Here is a 24,219-nt window from a genome sequence, read left to right as displayed (position 1 = left end):
CTCCACTAAAAAATCGAAATATCCAGTTTCTGGGATAAACGCTCAAGAGCCGCTATCCCAGCCACTGAGTTACCATACGAGTTAAGTCTTGGCGCCCACACAGCCACAGTAAATTGATTTGGTAACACAGCTAAAATAGTCCCCGATACCCCTGACTTACCCGGCATACCAACACGGTAGCCAAAATCCCCAGCTGCATCGTATAAACCACTGGTAAACAGTAACGAGTTTAACTGCTTATTTTGCCTTGCACTAAGTACTTCATGGCCATTGGCATCTTTACCTTGGTTTGCTAAGTAATTGTAAGCTTTTGCTAATTCTACGCAGTTTAGCTCTATGGCACAGAAGTTAAAGTAAGCCCATAACACATCATCAACTTCATTATTAAAGTTGCCGAATGATTTCATTAGATGCCCCATCGCGGCGTTGCGATGACGAAACTCATATTCAGAATTTGCCACTTTCTTATCAATAACAACCTGAGCATTTCCTGATAACTGACGAAATGACTCAAGCATAGAGTGCATCGGCGCAGATAAACGGCTATATAACGCGTCACAGGTGACAATCGCGCCGGCATTAATAAATGGGTTGCGTGGTATGCCCTGTTCAAACTCAAGCTGTGTAAGTGAGTTAAAAGCGGTGCCTGAAGGCTCTTTACCGACTCGTTGCCACAGCTCATCACCATAACGCTGAAGTGCTAAAGTTAAGGTCATTACTTTCGAAACAGATTGAATTGTAAAACGCGCACTACAATCACCCGCGCAATAGGTTTGCCCATCCACTGTATGAATAGCAATGGCAAACTGGTTTGGCTCAACCTCTGCAAGCGCAGGAATATAATCAGCAACCTTACCTTGGCTCAGTAATGGTTGAACTTCTTTTGTGATTTCATCTAATACATGTTGATAATCAATCTGTGACATACCGCGTCCTTTAAAACAAAAAGCCCCGCATTTGCGAGGCTTTGTAGTCTACTAAAGATGGTTTGCTATAGCGATTGCTATTAGCTCATAGCTGATTGCAGTTTTTTCATCGCTGTTTTTTCTAGCTGGCGAACACGTTCTGCTGAAACGTTATATTTCTCAGCAAGCTCTTGTAATGTTGCTTTATCGTCAGCTAACCAACGTGCACTTACGATGTCTTGAGAACGTTCATCAAGGGTTTTTAACGCGCTGAATAAACGTGCATGAGACTGTTCTTGCCATTGCTGCTCTTCGATATCATCAGCAAGGTCAGCACTGCCATCTGTTAAATACTGTACTGGCGAGTATGTGCTTGTTGGTGCGTCGTCATTGTCGTCGCCCGTTAAGTCAAAGCCCATATCTTGGCCACTCATACGTGATTCCATCTCACGTACTTCTTTTTCACTTACACCTAGCTCATTAGCAACTGTGCTAACCTCAGCTTGGTTAAACCAACCTAAACGCTTTTTGTTTTTGCGTAGGTTGAAGAATAATTTACGTTGCGCTTTAGTTGTTGCAACTTTCACGATACGCCAGTTTTTCAGTACGTATTCATGAATTTCGGCTTTGATCCAGTGTACTGCGAATGAAACTAAGCGAACACCTACACTTGGGTCGAAACGTTTTACCGCCTTCATCAGACCGATGTTACCTTCCTGAATTAAATCAGCTTGCGGTAAGCCATAACCTGAATAGCTTTTCGCAATATGAGCAACAAAGCGTAGATGCGACATAATGAGTTGCTTCGCAGCTTCAAGATCACCTTCTTCCTGAAGACGTGTCGCCAACTGCTTTTCTTTCTCTGCATCAAGCATAGGAATAGTGCTAACCGCTTGAAGGTAGCCGTCCATACTTGCGCTCTGTTGACCTGCAGTAAGTGCCATTGCGTATAAATCTTTACTCATTTTTCACCTCAGTGATAAACATTTGAAACCATCTTAGCACTCTTTAAGCGAGAGTGCTAACTTCAATTAAAAACTTTTTTAAAGTTCAAATCAAGTGGTTTTTTTAAGATAATTTTATTTTACTTTAAGGCGCTGAATAAGCGATGAATTCTAGCTTTTAAAGGTATTTTGAAAGATATATAGCCCACCATTCAAAATCTAAACAAACAGCATAAAGGCTTAATATGACAAATTAACGACAAGCAAAAGCGCTAAAATAATAGCGCTGATAGCTACACTTTATCGGGTTCAATTTCTTTTATATAGCGGTTAACTGATAGGTAAGAACCAACAAATCCTAACCCTGTTGCAAGAGCGACTAAAATGCCAAACTCTGTGAGTGTTAAACCAATTAAGTCAAAGCTGGTTTCATAAACACCCGCAACATCACTTACAGCAGCACCAAGCCACCACATCATTAATGCAACACAAATAAAAGAGAACAAACCGCCAATAATACCGTACCAAATCCCTGTCCATAAAAATGGCGCATGAATAAAGGTGTTTGTCGCCCCAACTAACTTCATCACCTGAATTTCATCTTTCTTATCCATGATTGATAAGCGGATAGTATTACCAATGATCAGGGTGACGGAGGTTAATAATAGTAGAGCAATGGTGATCACGCTTTCTTTTAATAAACTTAAAAGTGCATTTAATCGCTCAAGCCAAGCAATATCGAGTTTACCAAAATCCACTTCTCTTTCGCCTTCAAGCTTTTGCAGTAATTGTTTTGCTGTATTTGGCTGACGGTATCGTGCTGTCGGCGTGACGATAACAACATCAGGTAACGGGTTCGCATCTAAATATTCAAGTGCTTGGCCAAATCCTGATACTTGTTTAAATTCAGTGAGAGCATCGCCCTTTGATATAAACTCTACTTTATCTACTTCAGGGTAGAGTGCTAAACGCTTAACCAAGGTTTGCGTTTGCTGTTCGCTCATAGTTTCTTTTACGAACAACGAAATCTCTGCAGCATCTTCAAAGCCACTGCTCACTTGCGAGACATTTTTAACCACTAAATAAAGCGTCGCTGGCAGTGTTAAGCTTAATCCTAATACAGCAATGGTCATCAATGAAGCTAAAGGCGTTCGCCACATTTCACCGAGGCTGTGCACACCTTGGCGAATAAGATTAATAAAGAAGAAATAAGGCGCTGCTAAAAATGACTTTTTCTGACGTTCGTTTTGGCTGTTGCGGCTTTTAAACAATAAACTCATAGTGCCCCCTCAGCTAACGGATCCTCAATCATACGGCCATCTTTCAGTGTTAGACTGCGATAACGCATACGCGCAATTAAGCCAATATCATGGGTTGCAATCAGCACGGTTGTACCATGATTATTAAAGTCTTCGAATAAACGTAAAATGTCCATCGAAAGTTCAGGATCTAAGTTACCGGTTGGTTCATCAGCTAATAGAATTGGCGGTGAATTAACGATAGCGCGAGCAATACCCACACGCTGCTGCTCACCACCTGATAAGGTTGCTGGATTACACTTCGCTTTATCAAGTAACCCGACTTTATCAAGCGCACCATGAACACGCTTAGCTATTTGCTTGTGGTGCGTACCTTCAATAATTAAAGGTAAGGCAACATTATCAAACACTGAGTAACGTTCTAGTAAGCGGTGATTCTGAAAGATGATACCAATATCGCGGCGCACATAAGGGATCTGGCGTGATTTAACAGCATTTAAATCAACACCATTAATAAGCACCTGCCCAGCCGATGGACGCTCCATTAAACTAATAAGCTTCAATAGGGTACTTTTACCTGCGCCACTGTGCCCGGTTAAAAAGGCCAGTTCGCCAGGCTTAATATGAAAGCTGACTTTTTCAAGGGCACGATGGCCACCTGGATATGTTTTACTGACTTGCTGAAAATTTATCATTTTAGTTATCAATCATCTTGCAGCGAAAAAGGGAGCAAGCTCCCTTTAGTTAATTATGCGTCATCCTCGTCTTGGCTAAATAGTGCATCAATAAAGTCACTACTATTAAAGGTACGTAAATCATCAATACCTTCACCAACACCAATGTAACGAATTGGGATATTAAATTTATCTGCAACGGCGAAAATCACACCACCTTTAGCGGTACCATCTAGTTTAGATAAAGTAATGCCCGTTAAACCAACACATTCATTAAATAATTTAACTTGGCTAATTGCGTTTTGACCTGTACCTGCATCTATAGTTAGCATAACTTCATGCGGCGCATCTGGGTCAATTTTCTTCATTACACGGGCAATTTTTTCAAGCTCTTGCATTAGGTTATCTTTATTTTGCAAGCGACCTGCTGTATCAGCGATTAACACATCAACATTACGGGCTTTTGCCGCCTGAAATGCATCAAAAACCACTGACGCACTGTCTGCACCTGTATGCTGGGCAATCACTGGAATGCTATTACGCTCACCCCATACTTGCAGCTGCTCAACCGCCGCAGCGCGGAACGTATCACCGGCAGCAAGCATCACTGACTTACCTTCGTTTTGAAACTGCTTCGCTAATTTACCAATCGTGGTAGTTTTACCTACCCCATTTACACCCACCATTAAGATAACAAATGGCTTTTTGTCACCACTTACAACCAGCGGCTGCTCAGCGGTTTTAAGCATACTTGCCATTTCTTGCTTCATTAACTCGTATAAAGCATCGCCATCTTTTAACTGCTTACGATCAGCGGCATCGGTTAGGTTATCAATCAACTTCATTGTTGTATCAACACCTAAATCGGCTGTTAGTAATTGTGTTTCTAGTTCTTCAAATAAATCATCGTCAATTTTCTTACCACTAAAAATAGACGCAAAGCCAGAACCAATATTAACGCGAGTTTTTAATAAACCTTTTTTAAGGCGTGCGAAGAAACCTTCTTTCTTAGGTTTTTCAGCAGCAGCTTGAGCAGCTTTCTCTTGCTCTAAACGCTCTGCCTCTGCTTTCTCTGCAGCAATGCGTTCTTGCTCTAGACGATCCGCTTCTGCTTTTTCTGCAGCAATACGTTCTTGTTCTAGGCGCTCCGCCTCCGCTTTCTCTGCCGCGATACGTTCTTGTTCTAAGCGTTCCGCTTCCGCCTTTTCTGCAGCGATACGTTCTTGTTCTAAGCGTTCCGCTTCCGCCTTTTCTGCAGCGATACGTTCTTGTTCTATACGTTCAGCTTCTGCCTTTTCTGCAGCAATGCGCTCCTGCTCTAAACGTTCCGCTTCTGCCTTTTCAGCAGCAATGCGTTCTTGCTCTAAGCGCTCCGCTTCTTCCTTTTCTGCCGCGATACGCTCTTGTTCTAAACGCTCAGCTTCTGCTTTTTCAGCGGCAATGCGTTCTTGTTCTAAACGCTCAGCTTCTGCTTTTTCWGCGGCAATGCGTTCTTGCTCTAAACGCTCAGCTTCCGCCTTTTCTGCTGCGATACGTTCTTGCTCTAAACGCTCCGCTTCCGCCTTTTCTGCCGAAATACGTTCTTGCTCTAAGCGTTCAGCTTGTGCTTTTTCTGCCGCAATGCGCTCTTGCTCTAAACGCTCTGCTTCTGCCTTTTCTGCAGCAATGCGTTCTTGTTCTAGACGTTCTGCCTCGGCCTTCTGTGCAGCAACTTGCTCGGCTTCACGCTGCGCCTGTTCTGCGGCAACACGTTCTTGCTCTAATTTCATTGCTGCTTCTTGCTCAGCAAGTCGAGCTTGTTGTTCTTGACGTTGCTGCTCTGCCGCTTGCTGCTCTTGAGCTAAACGCTCAGCTTCTGCTTTTTCTGCCGCAATGCGTTCTTGTTCTAAACGTTCTGCCTCTGCCTTTTCTGCCGCAATGCGTTCTTGTTCTAAACGTTCAGCTTCTACTTTTTCTGCAGCGATACGTTCTTGTTCTAAACGTTCAGCTTCTACTTTTTCTGCCGCAATGCGCTCTTGCTCTAAACGCTCCGCCTCWGCCTTTTCTGCCGCAATGCGTTCTTGCTCTAAACGTTCAGCCTCTGCCTTTTCTGCCGCAATGCGTTCTTGCTCTAAACGTTCAGCTTCTGCCTTTTCGGCTTCAATTCGCTGTTGTTCTTCTATTTGCTTCTGGTTATCAGCCTCTTTTGCTGCTTGCTCTGCTTGTTGCTTATCTGATTTGCCAAAACCAAACCAAGACAGGAATTTACTTTTTTTTGCCATACTTGCTAATAACCACTTATAAAAATCTGATAAACTTACATGAATAATAGTTTGGTGACAGTTCAGCTTTTTAGCCAAACATAAACAGGTACCATCTATCGCTAAGGTCGCAATACTATCACTTTTAGCGCAGTAGAAAAATGACACGCTAGCTATTGCATACAATATTATCTGAGCTAGGGGTCAGTTACCAATGATTAGTGAGTTAAATGAGAAAAAAATCAACAGCTAACCGCCAAGCAAAAGCAGCGAACAATAAATCAGCAAATGGTTTTATTCGTATTATTAGTGGGCAATTTCGCGGTAGAAAACTCCCAGTAAAAGATGTGCAAGGCTTGCGTCCAACTACAGACCGTATAAAAGAAACAGTATTTAACTGGCTCATGCAAGATACCCGAGGCGCAGCGGTACTCGACTGCTTTGCCGGTTCTGGCGGCTTAGGGTTTGAAGCTTTATCGCGCTTTGCTGATCATGCTGTGTTTTTCGAACTAGATAAAGGCGCCGCTAGCCAGCTAAAAGAAAACATTAGCACGCTTAAATTGGATAATGCCGTCGTAAAACAAGGCAATAGCCTTTCATTATTAGAACAAAACACGCAAAACGAGCAATTTGATCTAATTTTTGTTGACCCGCCATTTCGACAAAACTTGGCTGAAAAAAGTTGTTTTTTACTCGAAAAAAATAACTGGTTATCTGCCCAAGCACTTATATATGTTGAGGTCGAAAGCGAACTAAGCGACCTAAGCACACCAGATAACTGGATGCTTTTAAAAGAAAAAACTGCCGGACAAGTGATTTGTCGACTATATCAACGCGAGACAAATTAACCCTGTTTTGCAAACCTAGTTTCTGTTAATATTATTCTTTACATGTGGTGTTGCTTCGGATTACAATACCGCACCATTTTTGAACCACTTGGTCGTTATTCGATCAACTTGAGCAACGCTCATTATTTAGGTAGGTGAATTTTTAATGCCAGTAATTAAAGTAAGAGAGAACGAACCGTTTGACGTAGCACTTCGTCGCTTCAAGCGTTCATGTGAAAAAGCAGGTATCCTTTCAGAAGTTCGTCGTCGCGAGCACTATGAAAAACCAACAGCTGAGCGTAAGCGTAAAAAAGCTGCTGCAGTAAAGCGTCACATGAAGAAGCTTTCTCGCGATAACGCACGTCGCGTTAAATTATACTAATCAGTATTTGGTCTTGTATAAATGAGCCTTTTATTAACGCTAAAAGATGCGCAAAAAGATGCAATGAAGGCAAAAGACAAAGAACGTCTTAAGCCAATCCGCATGGTACTTGCTGCAATCAAGCAACGTGAGATTGACGAGCAAATTACGCTTGACGACGACGGTATTACCGCTGTTTTAGTAAAGCTTGTTAAGCAACGTCGCGATTCTTACACCCAGTACATTGATGCGGGTCGTGAAGATTTAGCTGAAATTGAAGCCAGTGAGATTAAAGCACTTGAAGAATTCTTACCTCAACAATTGAGTGAAGAAGAAATCATTGCTCTTATTGACTCGGCTATAGCTGATACAAACGCAGCGGGTATGCAAGACATGGGTAAGGTAATGGGAGTTATCAAAAGCAAAGCTGAAGGTCGTGCCGATTTAGGTAAGATTTCTGGCTTAATTAAGCAACGATTAACTGCCTAACCCCCACATACAGATGTATGATTCAAGCAAACCGAGCCTAGTGCTCGGTTTCTTGCTTTTAGTCTTTCATAAACACAGTAATTGTGTTCAAATCTTATTTTACAACGCATAGATAGCGCAGGAAAATACAACAGCTATGGCCGGAAAGATCCCTCGACAGTTTATTGATGATTTACTCGCTCGCACAGATATTGTTGAGTTAATTGATTCGAGAGTTGGCCTAAAAAAAGCAGGTAAAGACTACCAAGCCTGTTGCCCATTTCACAACGAAAAGTCACCCTCCTTTACCGTTTCTCAAGATAAACAGTTTTACCACTGCTTTGGTTGTGGTGCCAATGGCAATGCAATTTCATTTGTCATGGAATACGACAAATTAGAGTTCGTTGACGCCATTGAAGAATTAGCGAGTATGCTCAATTTAGACGTACCTCGCGAACAAGGCACAAGCTCAGGCCCGCAACGCACCGCAGAACAAAAGCGCTCTGATTACGATTTAATGTTACATGCTGCTCGCTTTTACCAACATCAATTAAAGCATCATGCCAACTCGAAAACGGTTATCGATTATATCAAGGGTCGTGGTTTAAGCGGTGAAACAGCGAAAAAATTCATGATTGGTTATGCGCCTAGTGAATGGGAAGCGCTATGCCAGCAACTTGGCCGCAACAAAGAACAAAAAGAGCAGCTTGTAGAACTAAAACTAGCCTCTGAAAAGTCGCCTGGTCGCCAATTTGACTTCTTCCGTGACCGACTTATGTTCCCTATTCGCGATAAACGCGGTCGGGTGATTGCGTTTGGTGGCCGTGTTATGCAAGCGGATCAAGGTCCTAAATACCTTAACTCACCAGAAACCCGTATTTTCCATAAAGGCTTTGAGCTTTATGGTTTATACGAAGCCAAGCAAGCGCATAAAAAACTTGAACATATTTTAATTGTTGAAGGCTACATGGATGTCGTTGCTTTAGCTGAGCAAGGCATCGAATATGCCGTCGCCGCCCTTGGCACAGCAACCACTGCAGAGCATATGCACACTTTATTTAGAACCACGGATAAAGTGATTTGCTGCTACGACGGTGACCGTGCAGGTCGCGATGCAGCTTGGCGAGCGCTTGAGAATGCACTGCCTTATCTTGCCGACGGTAAGTCGTTGAAGTTTGTGTTTTTACCTGATGGTGAAGACCCTGATTCACTGGTACAAAAAGAAGGTAAAGACGCTTTTGAAGCTAGGTTAAGCGAAGCGGATGATTTTACTAAGGTGCTGTTTAATAAACTCAGCCAAGAGATAGACCTTACACAAGACGCAGGTAAAGCAAAGCTCCTTAGTAATGCTCTACCACTAATTGAAAAAATCCCTAGTGATTTTTATCAAGAAAATATTTTGGAACATCTTGGCCGCTTAATTGGTCGAACAAGAGAGCAATTAAATAACCGCGTTAAGTCACCAAAACAACAGCATGCGATTGAGCGAAAATTTAAAATAACACCGATGCGCCAAGCGATTGGTATTTTATTGCAACACCCCAATTTGGCGACCAGCATTGCTTATATGCCAGAATTGGCTGAGATGAAAATAGCCGGAATAGAGCTATTTTTACGCATTCAGCACTTAGCACTAGAACGAGAAGGTATCACCACCGCACAAATTTTAGAGTCATTTAGGGATGGTGCTGAATATGACGCGCTGGTGAAATTAGCCACTTGGCAGCATCAAATAAATGACGATCGTTTAGAGACGGTTTTTAAAAATACTTTTAAATTTATTGAAGACCAGTGTTTAAATTATCGACTAGAGACCCTATTAATAAAAGACAAGACCCAAGGCTTAAGCAGCGAAGAAAGGCTGGAATGCCACTTACTAACGCAAGCGTTAAAAGGCAGCAACAGCTAGTCAGAATTGAATAATGCTGTTATACTGTGCTATTCACTGCGTCTAGTTAGTTTTCGTGTCGCTTAATTAGTAAGCGAGCTGGCGCCTGTTGTATCAACTTTCAGAGTGGAAGAATAAATCTCTATGGATCCAACTCCTCAGTCACAATTAAAGCTTCTGATTCAAAAAGGTAAAGAGCAAGGTTATTTAACTTTTGCAGAAGTTAATGATCACCTTCCACAAGACATTATCGACTCAGATCAGGTAGAAGATATCATTAGCATGATTAATGATATGGGTATCAAGGTAAGTGAAAACGCACCTGATGCCGATGAATTAATGATGCAAGAAACAACGACAGACGAAGACGCAGCAGAAGCCGCGGCAGCTGCACTTGCGACTGTAGAAAAAGAGATCGGTCGAACAACTGACCCTGTACGTATGTATATGCGTGAAATGGGTACTGTTGAACTTCTTACGCGTGAAGGCGAAATCGTAATCGCTAAGCGTATTGAGGAAGGTATTAACCAAGTACAGATTTCAGTTGCTGAATACCCAGAAGCAATTACTTATCTACTAGAGCAATGGGACAAATTCGAAGCTGAAGAAATGCGCTTAAGCGATATTATCTCTGGCTTCTTTGATCCTAATAATGAAGACGAATCACAAATTTCTGCAACACACATCGGTTCTGAGTTAAACGAAGAGCAACTCGACGAAGAAGACGACGAAGACGATGATGACGAAGATAGTGATGATGATAACGATGATGATAACGATGGCGACACAGGTCCAGATCCTGAAGAAGCCCGTATTCACTTCGAAAACTTACGTGAGCTTTATAATAAAGCACGCGAAACGTTCGAAGAAAAAGGTCGCTCACACCCTGACTCACTTGTAGCTATTGCAGAAATCGGCGAACTATTTAAAACATTTAAATTAGTTCCAAAACAGTTTGACCGCATGGTTAACAACATGCGTGAAATGATGGACCGCGTTCGTGTACAAGAACGTATCATCATGAAGCAAGCTGTACAAATTGCTAAGTTACCGAAAAAGAATTTTATCAAGCACTTTGCAAATAACGAAACAGACACAAGCTGGATCGACCTTGAGATTGCTGCAAACGAGAAATACTCAGTAGCACTTGAATCAGTTAAACCAGAAATCATTCGTTGCATCAGCAAACTAAGTGCAATTGAAGAAAGCACAGGTCTTAGCATCGAACGAATTAAAGACATCAACCGTCGTATGAGTATTGGTGAAGCGAAAGCCCGCCGTGCGAAGAAAGAAATGGTTGAAGCGAACTTACGTCTTGTAATTTCAATTGCGAAAAAATACACCAACCGTGGTTTACAATTCTTAGACCTTATCCAAGAAGGTAATATTGGTCTAATGAAAGCGGTTGATAAGTTCGAATACCGCCGTGGTTATAAGTTCTCAACTTATGCAACATGGTGGATCCGTCAAGCAATCACACGTTCGATTGCTGACCAAGCACGTACCATTCGTATTCCTGTGCACATGATTGAGACGATCAACAAGTTAAACCGTATCTCTCGTCAAATGCTACAAGAGATGGGGCGTGAGCCGAGCCCAGAAGAATTAGCTGAGCGTATGTTAATGCCTGAAGACAAGATCCGTAAGGTACTTAAGATCGCTAAAGAGCCAATTTCAATGGAAACACCAATCGGTGATGATGAAGATTCGCACTTAGGTGACTTCATTGAAGATACCACTATCGACTCACCTATTGATTCTGCAACCATGGAATCACTACGTGGCGCAACAAACGATGTACTAGCGGGCTTAACAGCACGTGAAGCTAAAGTATTACGTATGCGTTTCGGTATCGACATGAACACTGACCATACATTAGAAGAAGTAGGTAAACAATTTGACGTAACACGTGAGCGTATTCGTCAAATCGAAGCGAAAGCGTTACGTAAATTACGTCACCCTTCTCGCTCTGACTTACTGAAAAGCTTCTTAGATGCTAAGTAATTTAGTATCGTGTTATTAACTAAAAGGCCGCTGTTGCGGCCTTTTTTCTATTCGAGAGATATTCATGGCTTGGATCCAAATTCGCATCAATGCAAACGCAGACAACGCTGAATTAATCAGCGACTTACTCATGGACACTGGCAGTGCCTCAGTCACTTATGTTGATGCCAAAGATACTCCTATTTATGAGCCAAAGCTTGGTACTGTGCAGTTATGGGCTGATACCACAGTGATTGGCCTGTATGACGCAAACCATGATATGGACAGCGTTGTAGCAACATTAAATGCTGAAGCAACACTCGCCGATAAGCTCGTTTATAAAATTGAACAGCTTGAAGATAAAGATTGGGAGCGTGAGTGGATGGATAACTTCCACCCTATTCAATTTGGTGATCGCTTATGGATCTGTCCAAGTTGGCGCGATATTCCCGACCCTGATGCGGTTAATGTATTGCTCGACCCTGGCCTTGCTTTTGGCACAGGTACCCATGCAACCACTGCGCTTTGTTTAAAGTGGCTAGAAAGCCAAGATTTAACAGGTAAAACCGTGGTCGACTTTGGTTGTGGCTCAGGTATTTTAGGAATTGCGGCGATCAAACTCGGGGCAGAGCGTATGATCGGTATCGATATAGATCCTCAAGCCCTTGAAGCAAGCCGCGATAATGCAAAACGTAATGGCGTTGCAGATAAACTTGAAGTGTATTTACCTGAAGATCAACCAGAGTTTACAGCCGATATTGTGGTTGCAAACATCTTAGCTCAACCACTTCGTGAACTACATGAAGTGATTTTAGGTCTTTTAAAACCGAATGGTAAAATTGCTATGTCAGGAATTTTAGAAGAACAAGCTCAGTCTGTAGCCGATGTTTATGCCCCGTTTTTAGCACTTGATGAAGTGGCTGTTGAAGGTGAATGGACCCGTATCAGCGGCGTCAAAAAAGCTTAAACAGCACTAGAGCATTTACTCAAACATAATAGGTAAAGCCTATATTTAACAGGCTTTACCTTATTTTTACAGTTAATCGTTTCGCACTTTTTTGCGAGTAAAAAAAATTCTGTTTAAATATCAAACAAATCAACCTACCCGTCAAACTGTTATCAAAAGTCAATACGAAAAGGGCAAAAAAAAGTCACTTTTGTTCAATTTATAGCCTTTGATTTTTGCCAAAAAAACCGTAAACTTAGCGCCCCTTGAAAAGAGGCCAATTGAATAACAGTGCGTATCGGTTCATACCAACTTGAGAACAATGTAATTGTCGCGCCAATGGCAGGCATTACAGACAGACCATTTAGACAACTTTGCCGTCGCTTAGGTGCGGGCCTTGCTGTTTCTGAAATGCTCTCGTCAAACCCGAAAGTATGGAAAACTGAAAAATCGATGAACCGTATGGATCACAGCGGTGAATCGGGAATTCGTTCGGTGCAAATCGCCGGAGCCGATCCTGAGCTTATGGCACAGGCAGCACAATTCAATGTCAGCAATGGTGCACAGATCATAGATATCAATATGGGGTGCCCAGCTAAAAAAGTGAATAAGAAACTCGCAGGCTCTGCCTTATTACAGTTTCCTGAATTAGTACAAGAGATACTCGATGCCGTTGTAAACGCTGTTGATGTCCCTGTCACTTTAAAAATCCGTACTGGATGGGATCAGGATAACCGTAATGGTGTCGAGATTGCGAGAATAGCTGAACGTTATGGCATTGCCTCACTGGCAGTACATGGGCGAACGCGCGCATGTATGTATAAAGGTGAAGCAGAGTACGCCACAATTAGGGATATTAAACGTTCAGTGTCTATCCCTGTCGTTGCCAATGGTGATATTACTTCACCAGAAAAAGCAAAGCAGGTTTTGGATTATACGGGTGCAGATGCCATTATGATTGGTCGAGCCGCCCAAGGTCGCCCTTGGATTTTTAGGGAGATAGACCACTATTTGCGAACTGGAGAACATTTGCCAGCACCTGAAATTGCAGAGGTGCGTAGCATTTTGATGGAGCATTTAGACAATCTTCATCAGTTTTACGGGGAGCCAATGGGAGCGCGTATCGCTCGAAAGCATGTATCTTGGTATTTGCAAACCCATGACAGTGACGGTCAGTTTAGGCGAGTATTTAATGCGTTAGATAACCCACAGGCACAAGTCGACGCATTAGAAGAATACTTTAAAACACTAGCAGCTAACTAAGAAAGAAAGAGACATATAACGATGTTCGAACAAAACGTGACTTCTCCATTTATCACAAACCCTCATGTACAGTCACACGAGAAACCACAGCCGTTGCGTGATGCAGTGAAAAAAGCTGTTCATCACTACTTAAAGCAACTTAATGGTCAAGACGTACAAGACGTATACGACCTTGTTCTTTCTGAGCTAGAAGCACCATTACTTGAAGAAGTAATGACGTACACGCGTGGTAACCAAACTCGTGCTGCAATCTTACTAGGTATCAACCGTGGTACTTTACGTAAGAAGCTTAAAAAATACGGCATGAACTGATACCAGTTGTATTGAAACCGTAATCATTCTAACGAGCTAAATAAGTCCCTAACTGCGTTAAAAATTTCTTATGTAGAATAACTACACTGCAAAATTTTTGCCTTGTTATTGACTTATTTCTCTGTTGTTATAATTGCTTACTAATCCAATACAACTGATATAAAAGTTTTTAAAGAACTGATATAAAAGTTTTGAAAAAAGCACCTTAGGGTGCTTTTTTTATAGCTGTTAAAAACTATGCAAAATCCTCACGCTTTAAACGTCGTTTTTTAAAGCAGATTCAGTTAAAATACCGCCTTTCTAAGCTAGCTCAAACATTGAGGTAATCAAAACTACAATGGATACACATCGTCCAATTCGTCGCGCACTATTAAGTGTGTCAGATAAAACCGGTATCGTTGAATTTGCTCGCGCTCTTGAAGCACAAGGCGTGGATATTTTATCAACTGGCGGTACTTGCAAATTACTTGCTGATAACGGCATCAAAGTCACTGAAGTATCTGACCATACTGGTCACCCTGAGATCATGGATGGTCGCGTAAAAACACTTCATCCAAAAATTCACGGCGGCATCTTAGCGCGTCGCGGTCAAGATGAAGACGTAATGAGCGAGAATAACATCTCTGCTATCGATATCGTTGTAGTTAACTTATACCCCTTCGCAAACACTGTTGCGAAAGAAGACTGCAGCCTAGAAGATGCGATTGAAAACATTGATATCGGTGGTCCAACTATGGTTCGCGCTGCGGCGAAAAACCATAAAGACGTAACTATCGTGGTAAATGCAAAAGATTACGACCGCGTGATCAGCGAAATGCAAAGCAACAACGGTTCAACAACGTATAAAACACGTTTTGATCTAGCTATTGCGGCTTACGAGCACACAGCTCAGTACGATGGCATGATTGCAAACTACTTCGGAAAAATGGTTCCTGACTACACAGAGGAAGCTGCTGAAGAGACTAAGTTCCCACGCACTATCAACATGCAGTTCACTAAGAAGCAAGATATGCGCTACGGTGAGAACTCACACCAAGACGCTGCTTTTTATGTTGAAAACGACTTAACTGAAGCATCTGTTGCGACGGCAGTTCAACTGCAAGGTAAAGCACTTTCTTACAACAACATTGCTGATACTGACGCAGCATTAGAGTGTGTAAAAGAATTCGACGTACCAGCGTGTGTTATCGTAAAACATGCGAACCCTTGTGGTGTGTCAATTGGTGACAACATTCTTGAAGCTTATGATCGTGCATTCAAAACTGACCCTACATCAGCATTTGGTGGCATCATCGCATTCAATAAAGAACTTGATGCAGACACAGCTGAAGCAATTGTTGCTCGTCAATTCGTTGAAGTTATCATTGCACCTAAAGTATCTGAAGCAGCTGCACAAATCGTATCTGCTAAGCAAAACGTTCGTTTATTAGAATGTGGTGAATGGACGGGTAATGCAACAGGTCACGACATCAAGCGTGTTAATGGCGGTATTCTAGTTCAAGACCGCGACCTAGGTATGGTTACACAAGGCGACCTTAAAGTTGTATCTAAGCGCCAACCAACTGAGCAAGAATTAAAAGATCTTTTATTCTGCTGGAAAGTAGCTAAATTCGTTAAGTCTAACGCAATCGTTTATGCACGTGACGGTATGACGATTGGTGTAGGTGCAGGCCAAATGAGCCGTGTTTACTCAGCTAAAATTGCGGGTATCAAAGCCGCTGACGAAAACCTTGAAGTTAAAGGTTCAGTTATGGCATCGGATGCATTCTTCCCATTCCGTGACGGTATTGATGCAGCAGCAGAGGCTGGCATTACCGCAGTTATTCAACCAGGTGGCTCAATGCGCGATGAAGAAGTTATCGCTGCAGCTGACGAAGCTGGTATGGCAATGGTATTTACAGGTATGCGCCATTTCCGCCACTAATCACATAAAGGGTTAAGCACATAGCTTAACCCTTTTTGTTTGCCACAAATTCACGTATTCTGATTAATAATAATTGCCCATATAATGAAGGAATAGATGATGAAATTTGCCGTAAAATCGTTACTTGTTGCCAGCCTTGCACTGACATCAGCACAGGCTCTAAGCCATGACCATGAATCAGCGCTTACACAAGCCGTGCAATCAAGCGAACGTGATACTAAAAATAGCGCACGTGATCAATATCGCCATCCAGTTGAGACACTTGAGTTCTTTGGCTTTAAGCCAAACATGACCGTTGTTGAAATTGCGCCGGGCGGTGGTTGGTACAGCGAAATCCTTGCGCCAGCTGTAAAAGGCCATGGTGTTTACTACGCGGCACATTTCCCAGCTGATTCTGAGGTGGGTTATTACCAACGTTCATTAGCTGGTTTTAAGAAAAAGATGAGCGATGACGCACGCTTCAGTGAAGTTAAACTAACTGAATTTGCACCAGTAACACATCTTGATATTGCACCAGCGGGTAGCGCAGATCTTGTCTTAACATTTAGAAATGTACACAACTGGTACATGGGTAAAGATAAAGAAGGCGCGTTAAGTGCGTTTAAAGCATTTTATAAAGCACTTAAACCAGGCGGCACTTTAGGTGTGGTTGAACACCGTCTACCTGAAGCGCGCAGCGATGAAGATCAGAAATCATCAGGTTATATGAAGCAAAGCTATGTAGTTGATATTGCAAAGCAAGCTGGCTTTGAACTGGTGGCAAGCAGTGACATTAATGCAAACCCACTTGATACAGCAGATCACCCTAAAGGGGTGTGGACACTACCACCAAGCCTTCGTTTAGGCGAGCAAGATGCCGCGAAGTATAAAGCGATTGGTGAAAGTGATCGTATGACGCTGAAGTTTAAAAAACCGCTATAAATAGGATTATACGCCATGAATGTACTCGTCATCGGCAGTGGCGGCCGCGAACACGCTCTTGCGTTTAAGGCTGCACAAAATACTAAAGTAAACACCGTTTTCGTAGCTCCTGGTAACGCAGGTACTGCACTAGAGCCAAAACTTGAAAACGTAGCTATCAACGTTGAAGACCTAGCAGGTTTAGTTACTTTTGCTAAAGAAAACAACGTTGAGTTAACTATTGTTGGTCCAGAAGTACCGCTTGTTTTAGGTGTAGTTGATACATTCCGTGAAAACGGTCTAGCTATCTTTGGCCCAACAGCAGGTGCTGCACAGCTAGAAGGCTCTAAGTCATTCACTAAAGACTTCTTAGCACGTCACGACATTCCAACAGCTGATTACCAAACGTTTGAACAAATCGAGCCTGCACTGGCTTACCTAAAAGAAAAAGGTGCGCCAATTGTTGTTAAAGCTGACGGCTTAGCAGCTGGTAAAGGCGTTATCGTTGCGATGACTGAGCTTGAAGCTGAAGAAGCTATCCGCGATATGCTTGCAGGCAACAGCTTTGGTGAAGCGGGAAGCCGTGTAGTTATCGAAGAGTTCTTAGAAGGTGAAGAAGCTTCTTTCATCGTGATGGTTGATGGCAAAAACGTACTGCCATTTGCAACTAGCCAAGACCACAAACGCGCTTACAACGGTGACCAAGGTCCAAACACTGGTGGCATGGGTGCATACTCACCTGCTCCAGTGGTGACTGATGAAATTCACCAACGTATTATGAACGAAGTGATCAATCCAACAGTTGAAGGTATGGCAAAAGAAGGCCACCCTTACACTGGTTTCTTATACGCTGGTTTAATGATCACCGCTGATGGTACGCCAAAAGTAATCGAATACAACTGTCGTTTTGGCGACCCTGAAACACAACCTATGATGCTTCGTCTTAAGTCTGACCTTGTTGAACTTATCGAAGCGGCTAACCGTGAAGAACTAGATAAAACAGCAATCGAGTTCGACCCACGTGCAGCAGTCGGTGTTGTATTAGCAGCTAAAGGCTACCCAGATAGCTACCCGAAAGGTGACACTATCAATGGCTTGCAAGTTACTTACCCTGAAGGTGAGAAAGTATTCCACGCAGGGACTAAGCAAGACGGCGACAACGTAGTAACAGCTGGCGGTCGTGTACTGTGTGCTACGGCACTTGGCAACACTGTAACTGAAGCGCAGCAACGTGCTTATAAACTAGTTGATCAAATCAGCTGGGAAGGCATGGAATATCGTACTGATATCGCCTATCGTGCAATTGCTCGCGAACAGAATTAAGGTCAAACCAGTCTAATTCTGAAAAAAGCGCAGTTTATCTGCGCTTTTTTAATGCTACACTATGAGAATATTTACCTAGATAAAGAACTAATTTTGAATAATAAAGCACTGAAATATAACTTTGTTTCATTTCTTATTCTGACAATTTTGTTTTTTATCATTGCTACCCTAGCTGCACATTTAGCCAGCCCTACCCGCTACACCATAGATAAAACAGCCCCCATCTACAGTAATACGGCGTATCGAATAGATAGCAGTAAAGCGCTAACACTCGAGCAGTTTTTAGCTGAGCCAGACAAGCTTAAACATCGCCCTTTTAAAGATGTTGAATGGGATTTAGCTGCGCAAGATTATTGGTTAAAGCTTGATTTAGAAAACCGTCAAGCTAAGCCTGTGGAGCTGGCGATTCACTTTGACAACCCTATGGTTGATTACCTTAGCGTTTATCATGTTGATGATACAGGGCAGCTTATAGATACAACCGAGCTAGGTGATAAAATCTCTGGCCTTAGTTTGTTTCAATACAGTACACCGCACAGCATGCTCACCATGCAGGGCTATGAACAAACATCCCTCATTATAAAAATAGATACGGTTGGGATTAGCAAAACACCTATTAATATTTATGGTGAAAAAGAGTTTCAAGACCTACTACGTTCGCAATCAGGAATTTGGGGGATCTTCATTGGTGTGCTGATCATGGCAGCTCTGTATAACTTGGTATTATTTTTAGGGATCCGTGACCGCGTCTATCTTATTTATATAGGCTACATCATCTCAGCACTACTACTTATGGGCTCAGTGCTAGGCTTTGGTTTTTATTTATGGCCGTTATCGTGGCAAATCTTTTTTAATGAGCAAGTGGTCTTCAGTAACTACGCGATTGCATTTTTCACCGTCGCCTTTTGCACCATGTTCTTACGCTACCATAAAGACAATTGCCGCTTATACAAACTCAGTATCAGCTTTTTAGCCTTGCTGTTCAGCCTCGGTTTGCTCAGCTTTTTTATGTTGGAATACCATTCCTCGAAAATCTTTTTTGCCATCATGGTGCCGTTATACATTTTATGTATTTGCATGATTTACAAAAAGTTGGTGAGTGGTTTTCGGTGGGCAAAGTTTTATGTCATGTCGTGGGTGCCACTGATTGTAGGCGCTGCCATTCAGCCGTTAGAACTAACGGGCTTTATTCCCTACAGTTTTGCTGTTAGGCACATATTTTTAGTCGCCATTCTCTGTGAGATTGTGCTTATGGCAATGGCGCTGGCAGACCGTGTTCGTTATCAACGTGAAAAAGCGCTGTATCATGCAACCCATACGCAACAAACTGAGCTACTCAACCAAGCAATGCTCAAACAAGCCTATATGGCGATTGCCTCGGAGCAAAGACTCGCTAACCTTTGTTTAGTGAAAATAGAGCAATTCAATGCCCTTATGAGCATTCTAAAGCCAAGTCAAAGCAGCCAAATAATTATTACTGTTGCCCAATCGCTAGAGCACCAAATTAATAAGAATAGGCAATTTATTAATTTAGAATCGGCATTAGATAACAGTCCAAAAATAGCTGACTTAGGCAATGGTGTACTGGCTTTTATTTCTACCAAAATTCAATCACAAGCAGAGCTACACCAAGAACTTAGCAACTTATGCAAACAGCTGCCTAAACAATATAAAGTGGCAGGCTTAGACCTGCAGCTTTACTACCGCCATAGCATTACCGAACCGGTTAGTGATGATGGCTTTGATATTTGGCTACAACGTGGCTACTTAGGTCTGTCACAAAAGCAGCAAAACATCGACTTTAACACACCGCATATCGATATGGATGTCAGCCTTGCCGCCGAGTTACAACAAGCAATGCGAAGCAATACCTTAGCCATTTACTTACAGCCCATAATCAATTTACGCAGCGGTGCTACCTGTGGCGCAGAGGCATTGTTACGCTGGCCTACAGCAGGGAAATACCTGGATATTGAGCAACTCATTTTATTGGCTGAACGTACTGGTTTAATTAACGAGTTGAGCTTATGGGTGATTGATCAGGCTTGCCTAGCCGCTGCCCAGCTTAATCGACAAGGCTATCGCGACCATACCATTAGCGTTAATTTAAGTGCCAAGAATCTCGCGATCCCTAAGCTTGTCGAAAAAGTCGAAAACACCATTTTAAAGCATGGCATTACTGCGGATCAGCTAAAGTTTGAATTAACTGAGTTTGCGCTTATCAAAAACCATGATGAAATGGTCAGCTTTATCAGCGAACTTAATAAACTCGGTAGCAAGGTGGTACTCGATGATTTTGGTACTGGTTATTCGTCGTTAAACTACTTGGTAAATTATTCATTTAGTACGATTAAAGTCGATAAGAGCTTTATTCTGGATTTAGTGAATAATACCACCAACCAGGTAGTGGTAAAAACGGCTATTGATATGGCTCATAACCTTGATATGAATATCACCATCGAAGGCATTGAAGACCAAGAAACAGAAAAAATGCTGATCAAGATGGGCGCAGATCAAGGGCAAGGCTATTATTACAGCAAAGCGGTGCCGATTAATGAGTATCTAAGCTTTATTGCCTCACAATTTAAATAGGCCGTGTTACACTGCCTTTTTTAACATCTTTAGGGGCCATGTAAAGATGCAAGGTACGATCAGAAAATTAAAGTCGACACTGACCTCTCCTGTCGAATATCAATTACCTATCGGTGATGAGCTAGTTTCATTAAATGACTATATTGGTAAGCCACTCACACTGACTTTTACCGGCAATATTTTTTGCTGTAACTGTGGTAAGAAAACCAAGAAAAGCTACTCTCAAGGCCACTGCTTTGTCTGTATGCGTAAACTGGCTAGCTGTGACATGTGTATCATGAAACCTGAAACGTGCCATTTTGATAAGGGCACCTGTCGTGAGCCACAGTGGGGTGAAGAAAACTGCATGATCCCGCATTACGTTTATTTAGCCAACACCTCAGGCCTAAAAGTAGGTATTACCCGCCATACTCAAATTCCTACACGCTGGATTGACCAAGGTGCGACGCAAGCTTTACCTATCTTCAAAGTACAAACCCGTCTTCAATCGGGTTTAGTTGAGGTTGCCTTAGCCGAGTTTATTGCAGATAAAACCAATTGGCGAAACATGCTAAAAGGCCAATCTGAAGCGATTGATTTAAAAGCCGCTGCTGCAGAGTTGATCCCACAAATTGATGCTAAGTTAAGTGAACTTGCAGAGCTATTTGGCGCAACAGCCATTGAAAAGCTCGATGAAGAGGTGGTTGAGCTAGACTACCCAGTAAGTGAATACCCAAGCAAAATCAGCTCTTTTAATTTTGATAAAGCACCAGAAGTATCAGGTATTTTAAAAGGCATTAAGGGCCAGTACTTAATTTTTGATACTGGCGTCATTAATATTCGTAAGTTTACTTCTTACGAAATTAGCCTAGGTTAAGCACTTTTTTCGGTATTAAGATAAAAGTCATACCATTGCTGCTTCGCTATTGGACGGCAAAAGTAATAGCCTTGAATGGTATCGCAGTTAAGTGAACGTAAGTAATTTAACTGCTCTACCTTCTCTACCCCTTCTGCGACAACATGAATACTCAAGCTTTTCGCCAGGCTAATAATCGCCGTGACAATTTCACTATTACCGTATTCATCTGGCACTTTTGCGATAAAGCTAGCATCTATTTTTAACGTATCAATTGGCAGTTTAGTTAAGTAACTTAAAGCCGAGTAGCCCGTGCCAAAGTCATCTAACGTTATATGCACACCTAGCTTTTTAAGCGCGAGTAACTCTTGCTTAGCTTCACTAAAGTGGCTGATAAAACAGCTTTCAGTAAGCTCTACTTCAAGCTTGTGAGGGTCTACATCGTAACGCTCGAGTAAGCGCTCAACATTCGACGCTAATTGCCCCTGACGTAAGTGATTAGCCGAAATATTAATTGCTAAGCGCCCTGCTTCAATGCCTTGTTGCTGCCACTTTTCTAACTCTTTACAGGCCTGCTCGATGACCCATAAATCAAGTTTCACAATTAGGCCAAGCTCTTCAGCAAGAGGAATAAATTTAGCGGGTGATATCACCCCAAGATTTGGCTCATGCCAACGTAACAGTGCCTCTACCCCTAAAATTTTGCCAGAATTTAACTGCTGCTTAGGCTGGAAATAAAGCTCAAACTCATCGCTTTCGATGGCGTTTTGTAATCGGCTCATCATAGCCAATCGCTCTAAAGAGCGTGCATTCATCGCAGGTTTGAATAATTGAAATGAATTACGCCCCACTTCTTTAGCACGGTACATAGCAATATCGGCATGCTTGAGCAACGTAGCGCTATCTACGCCATCATCAGGGAAAACTGCAGCGCCAATTGAGGCTGTAATTGCAACTACATGCTCGTTAATAGCAAGCGGCATACTCACTTGCTGCAACACTTGTTCGGCAAAGTTTAGCAATGTTTCAACCCGATTTACTTCACATAACAGGACAAACTCATCGCCACCTAAGCGTGCAAGGGTATCCCCTTCAGGAAGAATTGATAAAATACGCTCTGCCACTTGCTGTAATAAGTTATCGCCAGCGTCATGGCCTAAACTGTCGTTCACCTCTTTAAAGCGGTCTAAGTCGATAAACATCACCGCTAATAGATCATGGTTTCGTTTGGCGCTGCTAAGAGCTATTGAGAGTCGGTCATGAAATAAGCGCCGATTAGGCAGGCCGGTTAATTCATCGTAATAGGCGAGCTGGGCAATTTTTTCTTCTGCACGCTTGCGCTCTGTAATGTCGCTAAAAATTGCCGCATAAAGTACTTCATCAAAGTTAGGATCTTTAATCTGGATAATGGTGAGCCACTCAACAAACTCTTCACCATCTTTTTTGCAATTGCAGATCTCCCCTTGCCAGACCCCTTCGTATTCAATGGCATGCCACATTTTTTGATAAAACGAACGGCTATGTTTTGTAGAGCTTAAAATATTGGGACGCTTACCGATTACCTCATGCTCAGCAAAGCCGGTCAGTTTAGTAAAAGCAGGGTTAACTTGAATAATCGTGCCGTCTTTACGGGTTAGCATTATGCCATCGAGTGAGGCATCAATAATTTTATTTGCCAAAAACAAGTTACGTTGTGACTTTTGCAAAGCAATATCACGCTGCTCAATTGCCCGCTCAAGCTCGCAGCAATAAGCTGACTCAATCTCAGTAATCAAATCAGCGAATGAAATTACCCCGCAAATTTCATCATCTCTGACCACCAAATGACGCACATTACGATCTGTCATAGTGCGATACGCATCAAATAAACTGCTTTCACAATCAATTTCAATGAGCGGGTAGCTGGCATATTGCCAACAAGGATTTAGCCACTCAGTTTGAATGATCAGCTCAACAATATCACGCTGAGTAATAATACCGTGCAGTTCAAGCTCTCGGTTATAAACCAGTACACTATCAAGGCGGCCTGCACGCATCAGTTGCACAACCTCTTCTATCGGTGTTTGCGCATCAACTATCTCTAGGTCAGTGCAATACTGTTCATGAATAGGTCGAAATTGTAGGTAGTGGTCCAAACCTTGGTTATGCACAATATCAGATAAGTTCAACATACCTGCAGGCTGATTCTCACTATCCATCACCAATAAATGACGAATGCCATGCTGTTGAAAACGCAGGGTTGCATCACTGACTGAGCATTGATTCGGCACTGTAATAACAGGCGCAGACATGACCTCGTGAATGGCAAGGTTCTTATAGAGCGGGCTGCTGATGTCAATTTTCAAACAATCAGCCTCAGTCCAAATACCAACAACAGACTGCTCATGCTTGATAAAAATCGCCGTTACATTGTGAACATGCATCAACCTCACCGCATCGACCAAAGGCGTATGCGCAGGACACGATACCAGCTTTTGCGAAAAAACATCACTCACCTTTTGATGTCGTCTTGGTTGATTCATAAGTAGACTTTCCTAGTTCTTACATGAATTGGCAATTATAATCATTTCAACCT

At 42.4% G+C, this 24,219-nt stretch carries 19 protein-coding genes; 13 read left to right on the top strand and 6 right to left on the bottom strand.

The genetic code is table 11. From position 1 onward, the window contains the following. Positions 1-5 precede the first annotated feature (5 nt). From glsB to ftsY, 5 genes are all read right to left on the bottom strand, one after another. The gene (gene glsB / locus AOG27_RS00465; RefSeq protein ID WP_054551049.1) at positions 6-926 is read right to left on the bottom strand and encodes a glutaminase B; all 921 of its coding nucleotides are present in this window, start codon (positions 924-926) and stop codon (positions 6-8) included. 80 nt (positions 927-1,006) lie between these two features. Next, positions 1,007-1,870 carry an RNA polymerase sigma factor RpoH gene (gene rpoH / locus AOG27_RS00460; protein WP_054551048.1) on the bottom strand — a complete coding sequence of 288 codons (864 nt, stop codon included), beginning with the start codon at positions 1,868-1,870 and terminating at the stop codon, positions 1,007-1,009. 272 nt (positions 1,871-2,142) lie between these two features. Then, positions 2,143-3,129: a permease-like cell division protein FtsX gene (gene ftsX, locus AOG27_RS00455; RefSeq protein WP_054551047.1), complete on the bottom strand. Its 987-nt coding sequence runs from the start codon at positions 3,127-3,129 to the stop codon at positions 2,143-2,145. Beyond that, positions 3,126-3,803 carry a cell division ATP-binding protein FtsE gene (ftsE, locus tag AOG27_RS00450; RefSeq protein ID WP_054551046.1) on the bottom strand — a complete coding sequence of 226 codons (678 nt, stop codon included), beginning with the start codon at positions 3,801-3,803 and terminating at the stop codon, positions 3,126-3,128. Before ftsE ends, ftsX begins: the two co-directional genes overlap by 4 nt. 53 nt (positions 3,804-3,856) lie before the next feature. Then, positions 3,857-6,043, bottom strand: coding sequence for a signal recognition particle-docking protein FtsY (gene ftsY / locus AOG27_RS00445; RefSeq protein ID WP_082389165.1), 2,187 nt, complete (start codon positions 6,041-6,043; stop codon positions 3,857-3,859). A gap of 209 nt (positions 6,044-6,252) precedes the next feature. Between ftsY and rsmD the strand changes: the two genes are divergently transcribed. The 13 genes from rsmD (at position 6,253) to AOG27_RS00380 (ending at position 21,665) form a co-directional block, all read left to right on the top strand. Further along, positions 6,253-6,870: a 16S rRNA (guanine(966)-N(2))-methyltransferase RsmD gene (gene rsmD / locus AOG27_RS00440; RefSeq protein WP_054551045.1), complete on the top strand. Its 618-nt coding sequence runs from the start codon at positions 6,253-6,255 to the stop codon at positions 6,868-6,870. 145 nt (positions 6,871-7,015) lie between these two features. Continuing rightward, complete coding sequence (rpsU, locus tag AOG27_RS00435; RefSeq protein ID WP_002957797.1) at positions 7,016-7,231, top strand: 30S ribosomal protein S21; 216 nt, start codon at positions 7,016-7,018, stop codon at positions 7,229-7,231. 21 nt (positions 7,232-7,252) lie between these two features. Then, positions 7,253-7,699, top strand: a complete 447-nt coding sequence (locus tag AOG27_RS00430; RefSeq protein WP_054551044.1) for a GatB/YqeY domain-containing protein — start codon at positions 7,253-7,255, stop codon at positions 7,697-7,699. A gap of 136 nt (positions 7,700-7,835) precedes the next feature. Then, positions 7,836-9,587, top strand: a complete 1,752-nt coding sequence (gene dnaG / locus AOG27_RS00425; protein ID WP_054551043.1) for a DNA primase — start codon at positions 7,836-7,838, stop codon at positions 9,585-9,587. Positions 9,588-9,710: 123 nt separating this feature from the next. Beyond that, entirely contained in the window at positions 9,711-11,570 is a 1,860-nt protein-coding gene (rpoD, locus tag AOG27_RS00420; RefSeq protein ID WP_054551042.1) for an RNA polymerase sigma factor RpoD, read from the top strand. 64 nt (positions 11,571-11,634) lie between these two features. Then, the gene (gene prmA / locus AOG27_RS00415) at positions 11,635-12,516 is read left to right on the top strand and encodes a 50S ribosomal protein L11 methyltransferase (RefSeq protein WP_054551041.1); all 882 of its coding nucleotides are present in this window, start codon (positions 11,635-11,637) and stop codon (positions 12,514-12,516) included. 270 nt (positions 12,517-12,786) lie between these two features. Beyond that, complete coding sequence (dusB, locus tag AOG27_RS00410) at positions 12,787-13,758, top strand: tRNA dihydrouridine synthase DusB (RefSeq protein ID WP_054551040.1); 972 nt, start codon at positions 12,787-12,789, stop codon at positions 13,756-13,758. 21 nt (positions 13,759-13,779) lie between these two features. Further along, positions 13,780-14,070 (top strand): DNA-binding transcriptional regulator Fis, encoded by a 291-nt coding sequence (gene fis, locus AOG27_RS00405; protein ID WP_002957804.1) that lies wholly within the window; start codon positions 13,780-13,782, stop codon positions 14,068-14,070. A gap of 337 nt (positions 14,071-14,407) precedes the next feature. Continuing rightward, complete coding sequence (gene purH / locus AOG27_RS00400) at positions 14,408-15,994, top strand: bifunctional phosphoribosylaminoimidazolecarboxamide formyltransferase/IMP cyclohydrolase (protein ID WP_054551039.1); 1,587 nt, start codon at positions 14,408-14,410, stop codon at positions 15,992-15,994. Between the two features lie 99 nt (positions 15,995-16,093). Continuing rightward, positions 16,094-16,915 (top strand): class I SAM-dependent methyltransferase, encoded by an 822-nt coding sequence (locus tag AOG27_RS00395; RefSeq protein WP_054551038.1) that lies wholly within the window; start codon positions 16,094-16,096, stop codon positions 16,913-16,915. A gap of 15 nt (positions 16,916-16,930) precedes the next feature. Next, positions 16,931-18,217 (top strand): phosphoribosylamine--glycine ligase, encoded by a 1,287-nt coding sequence (gene purD / locus AOG27_RS00390; RefSeq protein WP_054551037.1) that lies wholly within the window; start codon positions 16,931-16,933, stop codon positions 18,215-18,217. A gap of 93 nt (positions 18,218-18,310) precedes the next feature. Further along, a complete protein-coding gene (locus AOG27_RS00385) occupies positions 18,311-20,809 on the top strand; it encodes an EAL domain-containing protein (RefSeq protein ID WP_152967102.1) in 2,499 nt (832 codons plus the stop codon). 46 nt (positions 20,810-20,855) lie between these two features. Next, a complete protein-coding gene (locus AOG27_RS00380) occupies positions 20,856-21,665 on the top strand; it encodes a DUF2797 domain-containing protein (protein ID WP_054551035.1) in 810 nt (269 codons plus the stop codon). Here AOG27_RS00380 and AOG27_RS00375 read toward each other — a convergent pair. Next, positions 21,662-24,166, bottom strand: a complete 2,505-nt coding sequence (locus AOG27_RS00375) for an EAL domain-containing protein (RefSeq protein WP_054551034.1) — start codon at positions 24,164-24,166, stop codon at positions 21,662-21,664. The genes AOG27_RS00380 and AOG27_RS00375 overlap by 4 nt on opposite strands. Positions 24,167-24,219 lie beyond the last annotated feature (53 nt).

Source organism: Pseudoalteromonas lipolytica (assembly GCF_001306915.1).
In the GTDB taxonomy this organism is placed as follows: Bacteria; Pseudomonadota; Gammaproteobacteria; order Enterobacterales; family Alteromonadaceae; genus Pseudoalteromonas; species Pseudoalteromonas simplex.
The sequence above is the reverse complement of the archived record's forward strand: the minus strand, read 5'-3'. Positions and strand labels throughout refer to the sequence as shown.